Below are 9,362 nucleotides of genomic sequence, written 5' to 3'. Positions count from 1 at the left end.
CGCGACGAGTGCCTGAACGCGAACTGGTTCTTGTCGTTGGCCGACGCGAGGAGCAAGATCGAGACGTGGCGGCGGCAGTACAACGAGAGCCGTCCTCACACAGCCCTGGGGTGGCGAACGCCTCAGGAATTTGCCTTGGCGGCGGCCCTGCAGGCCGCCGAATGAGACCCGGAAGCTCACCTTCCGGCTGGACCAAAATCCGGGGGACCCTCAGACCGACGATGCACTAACTTCGAACATGGGCCACCGAACGGGGGCAGGCCAGCAGAGCGAGACGCCTTCCTTCGCGCCCCGTGGACGGCCCGCTCCCTTCTGCGCATGCATCTGTCCCACTATGCCGACTACCGGCTCCAGCACGAGTTGCCGAACCCGCTCGACCCGGCGACGCGCGGCCTCTGACATGGCAGGTACGATCGGGACCATACGCCTGCTCTTCGCCATCCAACTCGTCACCATGGCGGCGATGGAGATGAGCGGGCCGTTCTGGCCACTGCGCCTGAAGGAGATCAGCGCTTCGGACCTCGCGTTCAGCATGGCGGCTACGGGCACCTACGTCGCCCCGATGCTCGGGATCGCCCTGACCGGCAGCCTCTGGGGGCGAATGGGGGACCGCTACGGCCACAGGCTGATGATGCTGCGCGCCCTGGCAGGGCTGGCCCTGACCCAGCTCGGCCTCGCCCTCGCTGGTGATCCGTGGACGATCGTGCTGCTGCGCTTCGTGCAGGGCGCCTGCGCCGGGTTCTCGGCACCGGCCCAGGCCTACGGGGTCGACCTTGAGACGCCGGAGCGCCGCGGCCGTCTGTTCGCCTTCCTGCAGGTCGCAACCAACGTCGGTTCGCTGGGCGGTGCCGTCCTCGGCGGCGCCATTCTCGACCATGCGAGTTTCTTCTGGATCAACGCCGCCGCCTCCGGGTTGTGCGTGGCCTGCGCCCTCGCCGTGCTCGCTCTCCTCCCACCCTCGGCCGCGTCTCCCAAGACCGCGTCTCCCAAGACCGCGGCTCCCAAGACCGCGGCGCAAGATGCGGCGCCGATCGCCACCGTCTGGCGCAATCCGGTTATCCGCGGTCTCCTACTCGCCCATGGCTGCCTGCTCGCGAGCCGGCTCCTGCCACAGATGCCGTTCGCGCTCTACGTGCGCTCGGCCTTTGGGGCCGAGAACTGGGAGATCGGCCTCTGCTACGGCGTGATGGCGACCGGCTTCGTCGCCTCGGCAGCGCTGTGGTCGCGGGTGTTCGAAAGCAGGACGCTGCGCGGGACATTAGGCGGCGTCGCCCTTGTGGCCCTCGCCTGTGCCGGCGCCGCCCTCGTTGCGGGCGTGACGAACAGCATCGCCGTATTCGCGGCGACTTACTTCATCTGGGGAGCGCTCCTCGGCGCCACGACTCCGGTGCTGACCGGCCTCATCTCGCGCGAGGCTGCGGTCAACAGGCAGGGCCATATCCTCGGTGTCGTCCAGAGCATGACCCAGGCCTCCTCGATGGCGGGCGTAGCGCTCGGCGGCCTCGTCAACCAGGCGGCAGGTGCCGCCGCCGTCTTCCCCGCCGTCTCAGTCCTGTACCTACTCTCCTGTGGGCTTCTGCTCCGAGCGCGCTCGACAGGAGCCGGCGATCTCGGACGCTGACGTGGAGGCCATCCCCATGATCGACCCCGATTGCGCGCTCTTCCCGGTGAAGCTGCTTCGCCCTACGGAGGAGGCGATCCCCGCGCGCGCGCGCGAGGTCGTCGCGATGATCCTGGCGGATCAGGCCTGGAAGCAGCCGATCTGCATCGAAGGAACGGTGCACGCCCTCCTCGACGGCCACCATCGGCTTGTAGCCGCACGGGAGCTCGGCCTCGTCCGTGTCCCCGTCCAAGTTTTCGATTATGCTGAGGTCGAACTGCTCTCGTGGCGGCCGGACTTTGCGCCAACCCGCGCCGAGGTACTGGCCCGCGCTCTGAGCGGCGAGTTGTACCCGCCCAAGACGACGCGCCATGTCTTCCCGCCTCGCCAAGTCTGGTCCGTCCCCCTTTGGACACTCCAGGGGCTGCGCGGCCCAGGCGAGGTTCGCTTACTTCGTCGATGCCCGGCGGACCTGCCCTAAAATGGGACGGTCTGGTTGGAGCCGGGCCGCTGATCCGGCGGCTGGTCCCGCCCCATATCTGACCTTGGCCGGGAGCCGGCCAGGAACGGACCTCCGGCCAAGCCGGACGTCGTGGATGACGCCTTGACCGCCGGCCGCCCCAGCGGTGCGGACGACGACACGGGTCGTCCACCCCTTTGCGTGCCGGATTTGTCAGCAACTCCGAACCCGCAAAACCCACCCGGTCCGGTGCAACGCGCCCACCGCACGATGCCGAACAATGGTAAAGCTGCATTCCTCCTGCCCAGGCAGACGAGGCGGTACAATCGATCTCTTCGGCTTTCTTGCACTGCCGGGGAGGCCTTTCGGACTCGTCACCCTGTCCCCCCCTTCCTGGAGAGGGGACCCGCGCTTCACCGCGTCCTTCGGCCAGACGCACGGGGGACCGTACCGATCGGGCGGCGGTCGCCTCACTTCAGGTCGAGGTTGCCCACCCGGCGCCACTGGCGCAGGGGGGCCGCCATCTTCGGTCCGCCCCGGCCGTCCACCGCGCCGGTGTAGTAGCCGGCGCGCTTGAGCCGCTCCTGCAGGAGGCGGATCGTGTCCTGCGACCACGTCGCGGCGCGAGTGACGATCTGGCTCGCCGCATCGCCGGAATCCGAGGCCACACCGAGCAGCAGCATCTCGGCGGCGGCGGCGGGGTCCTTGCGCACGCCGCCCCGGCCCTCGTCGAGGAGGATCGCCGCCGGCACGAAGCCGCGCGGGTCGCCGAGCTCGGTCGCCTTGCGGAAATAGGCGAGGGCGGAGCCCGGCTCCGTCACCAGCCCCTGCTGGGCCAGCACGCCGAGATTGTAGGTGGCGATGGCCGAGCCGGCCTCGGAGGCCTGCTTCAGCAGGGTGACGGCGCGGCCCGGGTCCTTCCGGACCCCCACCCCCTCCATCAGGGCCACCGCGAGGTTGATGGCGCCGTCCGGGCTGCCGCCGCGGGCCGCCGTCTCGTACAGGGCGGCGGCGCCCCTGGGATCGCGCGGCAGGCCGTCCCCCGTCTCCATGAGCAGGCCGAGGCTGACCATCGCCCGCAGGTTTCCCCGCGCCGCCGCCTCCCGGTAGTAGCCGATCGCCGCCTCGCGCTCGCCGCGCGCGGCCAGCGCCCGGGCGAGGAGCGCCGTGTAGTGCGGCATGTCCGGATGGCTCTCCCGCGCGGCCCGGCAGGCCTGGATCGCCGTCTCGGCGTTGCGGCCGAGCTCGGCCAGGGGGACGCCGGCGGTGTTCGCCGTGGCGTCGCGGGGATGGGTCGCCGCGCGCTCGCACAGGCTCTCGGGCCGGACGTCCGAATCCTCCGTCGTCGGCAGCGCCTGGAGCAGCTCCCGTGCCTCGTGGGCGTGGCGCCCGTCCGGGCGGCGGCTGATGTAGAACTCCACGAGCTGGCGCAGGCGCGAGCGCTGCGCGAAATCCCACAGGCGGTCGTCGGACACCCGGTCGCCCTCCGGCGTGCTGCGGATCGCGCCCGGCGCGGCCTCCGGCGGCGCCGGCGCGAGCGCCATCGCCTTGACCTCGTCGGCATGCGCCCCTTCGGGATAGCGCGCGAGGTAGATCCGCAGCAGGGCCGGGTCGCGGCCGGCGGCGGCGAGCTGCCAGAGCTGGGTCTCGGGTGAGGCCGCGGCGGCCTGGCCCGGCACGAAGGCGAACTGGCTCGTGAGGGACGAGTTCTCCCACGGCACCTGGAACCCGCCGGTGGCCGCGATCACGTCCTTGCGCACGGCGATCATCATCGCGGCGATGTCCTGGCCGCGCGTGGCCACGTGGCTGAGGAAGGCCTGGGCGAAGGGGCTGTTGCGGCCGCCGCCGTCGAAGGCGACGTTGTCGGGCTGGGTGGCGTAGGCGAACAGGAACCCGGCGGCGTTGCCCATGCGGGCGAGGCCGTTCGGCACGGCCGCGTCGGACGTGCCGGCGGTGCCGCGCAGGGGATTGTTGCGGCAGGCGTCGAGGAAGACGAGGTGGATGCCGCGCCCGCCCTCGAGGCGCTCCGTGATCGTCCGCAGGTTCAGGGTCGCGGTCTCGACGTCCTGCCGGCTCCGGATGCTGGCATCCACCGGCACGAGGTAGTTCTGGCCGTCGACCTGGAAGCCGTGGCCGGCATAGTAGACGAGGGAGACGTCGGCCGTGCGGGCCTCGGACTGGAACCGCTCGACGAGGCGGGTCATGGCGCCCCGGTCGAGGTCGACGCCCTGGAGCACCGTGAAGCCGCGGGCCTTCAGGGCCGCCGCCACGTCGCCCGCGTCGTTGGCCGGGTTCGCGAGCGGCTTCAGATTGCGGTAGCCGGTGTTGCCGATGACCAGGGCGACGCGGGTCTCGGCGCGCGCCGGCCCCGCGCTTACGGCGAGCCATGTGCCCGCGAGCCAGGCCGCCGCGAGCCAAGCTGACACGAACCGAGCCGCCCCGGACCGCCGCGGCGCCCCGGGGGCGCCCGCGTCCCGCGCCTCAGAGGCCGACGGAGCGCGACAGCCGGCTGTCCACGGATTGCAGGGCGGATGCGATGGCATTGCCTTCCCTCCTCTGGCGCTGCGCCACCGCCGGCTCGTCGGCCCGGATCAGGGCGATGGCCTTGCGCACCGCGACCACGGCGACGCGCACGGCCTGGCGCGCCTCGGTGATCGTCCGCGCCGCCCGGATTTTCTGCGCGGCCTGGCGCACGACGGCCGGGATGTTGCGGAAGGCCGGCGGAAGCTGCGCGAGGCGCAGCTCGAGCTTGCCCGCATAGGTGTCGAGGGCGCCGCCGACGCAATCCGCATAGGCCTTCACCCGGCGCCCGTCCTGCCGCTCGCAGGCCGCCATGGCGGCGTCGAGCTCGGCCGAGGCCCCCTTGAGATAGCCGAGGGTGGCGCCCTTCGCCCCCGCCGGCTCGCCGACGCCGAGGCTCGGGCCGCCGCCTTCGAGGTTGGCGATATCGAGGGTGTCGTTGCGCGGAACGACGGGCTGGAAGAGGTTGGGCAGGTTCCGCGTCAGGGTCGGCGCGTTCGTCGCGACCTCCAGCGGCGTCGGTCCCTGCGGCGTCGGGGGCTGCGTCACCGTGAGAAGGCCGGGCAGGTAGGTCACCCGGTAGTTCAACCCGCCGAGGGCGCTCGCACCCGGCCCGGTGCTGACGAGGCCCGTCCCGACTGCATTGCTGGCGACGATGGGGTAGGGGCTTCCCGCCACGGGCGCCTCGGCCGGCGCACCGTCGCTCGTCAGGGTCACCCGCGTCACCGTATCGCCGTTGCGCAGGTCGGCGCGACTGAAGTTGAATTCGGATCCGTCGAAGGCGAGGTTCGTGCCGAACGGCTTGGTGGCGTCGCGGGCCGTGATCGTGAGCGGCGCCGGCGTGATGGTGAGCTGTGCGTCGACGGTGTTGATCGCGTAGCCGATGGGCGAGGTGAGGGTGCCCGTCCTGGTCTGGACACCGGTGGCATAGGTGCCTACCCCCGCCGTCACGGGGGTGGCGTCGGTCACCGACGGGGTGCCCGTGTAGGCCTGGGCCGCCGTATCGTTGTTGACGAGCCCCGTGATGGTCGGCGTGGCGGTTAGCGTCGTCGAACCGTACTCCCGGGTCCCCCCCGTGGCCGTGACGGTGAGGATGGGCCGGCTGGTGAAGATGAACTGGTTGCCGGCCTCGGTGATGGTGGCGGGCGGGTTGGCCGAGAAGCTGCGGGCGTAGAGGTTGCCGCCGGGAAGGCCGCCGCGCGTGTCGTTGGCGTAGTCCTGGCTGTAGACGAGGGATCGGCCACCGGTCTGGATTCCGGTGGCGCCGGCATTGTTGGTGAACAGTGTGGTTGCGACCACAACATCCCCGCCGCTGCGCAGGAACCCGGCCGCGCCGATGGTGATCGGGCCGGCCGAGGCTGTGGACCCCGCGCCTGCGATCTGCAACCGGCCCGTTACCGTGATCGGCTGATCGACGGTGAACCCGGCCGGATTCAGAAGCTCGATGAAGATCGGAACGCCGGCGGCGGCGAAGGTGGGAACGCCGCCGATGACGCCGCTGTTCGTCAGGCGAGTGGTGAGGCCGGTGGTGTCGATGGCCGCGGTGGTGGCCACGCCCCGGCCTGCCCGGACGTTGAGGGTGAGCGCGCCGGCACCCGTGGGCGCGTCGGCGAGGGCACCGCCGTTGAGGGGCGCCGGAAGAATGGCGGTTACCGCCTGGGCGGTTCCGGCCAGCGGCGCCAAAGCGATATAGTAGGTGCCGTTCGCGCCGGTCTGGGTCGCGGATTGCGCGCCACCGGCGAGGAGCGTGACGGTCGTTCCTGGAATCGGCGCTCCCGGATCGGCCGCGGCCTGCGCGATGCCCGACACCGCGAGGATTCCGGTGGGGAACCGCCAACTCAGGTAGGGGTAGGTTCCCGCCGCCCGGCTCCAGATCGTGGGGTTGAAGCCCCCGGGCAGCGCGCCCTGAAGCTGCGCCGTCGTTTGCCCGGTGCCCCCCGCGCTGGTCAGCCGCCCGCTGGTCTGGGCGTCCCAATAGGCGTTGGTGACGGTGGCCTGCCCATTCGCCGTACCGACAAGACCGCCGAGCGTTCCGGCCCCGGTGACGAGACCGGTGGAATAGCTTTGGTCGACGCTGGCGCCGAGGCCGGCCGCCGCGGTGATGGACCCCACCAGGCCGCCGGCGCTGCCGGCCGCCGCGGCGTTGCTGACAAGGCCTGTGGCGTAGGTGGCGCTGATGGTGCCGCGATTGACCAGATCGCCCACGAGACCGCCTACTGAGCCCGCGCCGGCCACTGCTCCGTTGGCGTAGGATTGCTCAACCCGCCCGTTCTCAACCGTCCCAACGAGGCCGCCGATGGCGTTGAGACCGCTCGTGCTGACACCGCGTACGACGCCCGAGGCAAAGGACCGGCTGACGAAGGGTGTGTCAGCGCCGACCTGGCGCACGGCACCCACAAGGCCGCCGATGCTGCTGCCGGAGCCAGAGCCGGTGACGTTGACCGACGTGGAACCGTTCGTGATCGCGCCGTCGAGCAGGCCGACGAGGCCGCCGACGTTGCCGATGCCGTCCACCGAGCCCAAGCCTGTCGTCGCGTTGACAGCACGTGTGTTCGAAACGTTGACGATGGAACCGCGGGTCGCGCTGCCGACGAGGCCGCCGACGTTGTTCCGGCCGTTGAGGACGGTGCCGAAAAGAGCGATGTTGCTGAGCTGTGCGTTGGTCGTGACACCGAACAAGCCGACATTGTCCAAGGTCGGCTGGTTGATCGTGAGGTTCGAGATCCTCAGGCCCTGCCCGTCGAAGGTCCCGGAGAAGGCCTGCCCCTCGCCGAGGCCGCCGATGGGCGAGAAGCCGCTCGCGGCAGCGGCGTCGATGTCGCGTCCCTGCGCGTAGCTGCCGGTCAGGTTGTTGCGCATGTTCTGCAGGTCGTTGGCCGTGTTGACGAGCATGTACGATGCGACCGACCGAGTGCCCGTAATCGCTCCAGCCGCATTGATCAGACTGGCCGTGTAGGGTGTTGGACCAGTGTAGCTTGTCGTGTTGACGCCGCTGCCCGCCGGATTGCTCGCCGGATTGTAGTAGACCGCGATAGGGGCAGCCGCGTCGAATGCGACGATCGAAGTCGGCCTGAAATCGACCGTGCCGATTCCCCTTCCGCTATTGTCCGCCCGCAGGATCAGGCCGCCTCCCGTCGGTACGGCGATGGATCCCGCCGGTGCCGACGGCGCATTATCCGTGGGACCGACCCTAATGCTGTTGAAGGCCGACAGGGTCAGCGTCGTCGCTGCGTTCCAGGTCACGTTTGTCTGCACGGCGATGTTGCCGTCCTGCCCACCGGCGCTGTTGGCGGCCCCGGTGGTGACGGTGACGTTGGCCTTGGCCAGCGCCATCGCAAGGTCGCTGGCGTTGATGACGCTGTTGTCGGCGTTCGGCGTGAAGCCGTCCGTCCCCTGGGTCTGGCCGGCGGTGCCGCCGCCGGAGATCGTGACGTTGTAGGGGTCGAGCAGCAGGGTGCCGAAGGCGCCGTGGGCCGCCGAGAGGTCCGTGGTGCCCGTATAGGCGAGCAGCCCCTTGCTCGACACCTCCGTCGCGCCGCCGTCGCCGAGCGTCGCGCCGCCGCGCGCGCGGATGGTGCCGGCGAACGCCGTGCTCCCGTCGGACCACACGACCACGTCGCCGCCCCGGCCCGACCGGCCGGCATCGGCGCTGAGGGTGCTGGCGGAATCCACCGTCGTGACGCGCGCCCGCTGGAGGGTGCCGCCGCCCTGGAAGTCGCCGCCGACCCGGATCCGGCCGCCCCCGGCCGTGCCGTCCGCCTGCAGGCGCGCGCCGGTGAGGCGGATCGCGTCGCCCGTGACGGTGATGTCGCCGCCCCGCGCGGCCTTCGCCGTGTGGGTGGCCGTGCGGGTGACCGCCCTGGCGCCCCGCGCGGAGGCGTCGAGGCGGCCGGAGACGGTCACGGTGCCGCCCTCGCCGCCGCCGAGCACGATCGCCCCCGATCGCCCGCTGACGCTGCGCGCCTCGACGAGGCCGGACAGGTTGATGGCGTTGCGCGCCAGGTCGCGCGCCGTGGCCGCCTGCATCTCGACGCGCCCGCCGGCGGCGCTGATGCGGCCGCTGTGGCTGATGAGCGCCGCGTCCGACCCGTCGGCCCGCGACGGAACCGCGACCTGGAGGAACCCGTCGCCCGACAGGTCGAGGGTTGCGCGCTCGCCGGCGCCGAAGCCGACCCGGCCGAGCGGCACGCTCACCACGCCGGCATTCTCGACCCGGCCGCCGAGGAGGGCGGCATAGCCCCCTTGGGCGATGTCGATGGAGCCCTGGTTCGACACGGTGGCGGAGGCGCCGTTGCCCTTGAACGCGCGCCGGCCCGCCTTGAAGTCCTCGTCGCTGATCCCGAGGGTCGAGCCGACGAACCCGCCGGCCCGCACCACGCCGGACGGGGTGATGACGATGCCGTTGGGGTTCACGAGGTAGATCTGCCCGTTGGCGTTCAACTGGCCGGCGATGGTGGAGGGCGTCGACCCGGTCACCCGGCTGAGGAGCGCGGCCGAGGCGTTGGGCTGGGCGACGTCCACCCGCGCGCCCTGGCCGATGGAGAAGGTCTGCCAGTTGACGATGGCCGTCTGCGACGATTGCTGGATCGCCATGGCGTTGGCGCCCGGCATCGCGATGCCGACGCTGCCGTGGACGATTGAGGCCCCCGTCGGAAGTTCGCCGGCCGCGACCGCCAGCGGCGTGGTGAGCGCCGTGCCCGCCAGGAGCGTCGTGATGAGGCGATGGACGGTGCGCGTCATGAGCGTTCTCTGCGGCCCTGTGACCCGGATGACGGACGAGCG

At 71.3% G+C, this 9,362-nt stretch carries 5 protein-coding genes; 3 read left to right on the top strand and 2 right to left on the bottom strand.

Translation table 11 applies throughout. The features are described 5' to 3' along the window. From MKK49_RS10725 to MKK49_RS10715, 3 genes are all read left to right on the top strand, one after another. Positions 1-165: integrase core domain-containing protein (locus MKK49_RS10725; RefSeq protein WP_244028251.1), on the top strand; the 165-nt coding region annotated here is incomplete at its 5' end. A gap of 235 nt (positions 166-400) precedes the next feature. Then, positions 401-1,621: an MFS transporter gene (locus MKK49_RS10720; RefSeq protein WP_244028250.1), complete on the top strand. Its 1,221-nt coding sequence runs from the start codon at positions 401-403 to the stop codon at positions 1,619-1,621. A gap of 16 nt (positions 1,622-1,637) precedes the next feature. After that, entirely contained in the window at positions 1,638-2,081 is a 444-nt protein-coding gene (locus MKK49_RS10715; RefSeq protein ID WP_244028247.1) for a ParB N-terminal domain-containing protein, read from the top strand. Between the two features lie 449 nt (positions 2,082-2,530). On the opposite strand, the gene MKK49_RS10710 is transcribed toward MKK49_RS10715, so the two are convergent. Together MKK49_RS10710 and MKK49_RS10705 are read right to left on the bottom strand one after the other, a co-directional pair. Beyond that, positions 2,531-4,486: a caspase family protein gene (locus MKK49_RS10710; RefSeq protein WP_244028245.1), complete on the bottom strand. Its 1,956-nt coding sequence runs from the start codon at positions 4,484-4,486 to the stop codon at positions 2,531-2,533. A gap of 55 nt (positions 4,487-4,541) precedes the next feature. Next, positions 4,542-9,320 carry a beta strand repeat-containing protein gene (locus tag MKK49_RS10705; RefSeq protein WP_244028243.1) on the bottom strand — a complete coding sequence of 1,593 codons (4,779 nt, stop codon included), beginning with the start codon at positions 9,318-9,320 and terminating at the stop codon, positions 4,542-4,544. Between the last annotated feature and the right edge of the window lie 42 nt (positions 9,321-9,362).

The sequence above is a fragment of the Methylobacterium sp. J-090 genome, from assembly GCF_022829345.1.
Classification (GTDB): domain Bacteria; phylum Pseudomonadota; class Alphaproteobacteria; order Rhizobiales; family Beijerinckiaceae; genus Methylobacterium.
Note: the sequence above shows the minus strand (reverse complement) of the source record. Positions and strands in the feature narration are given on the sequence as shown.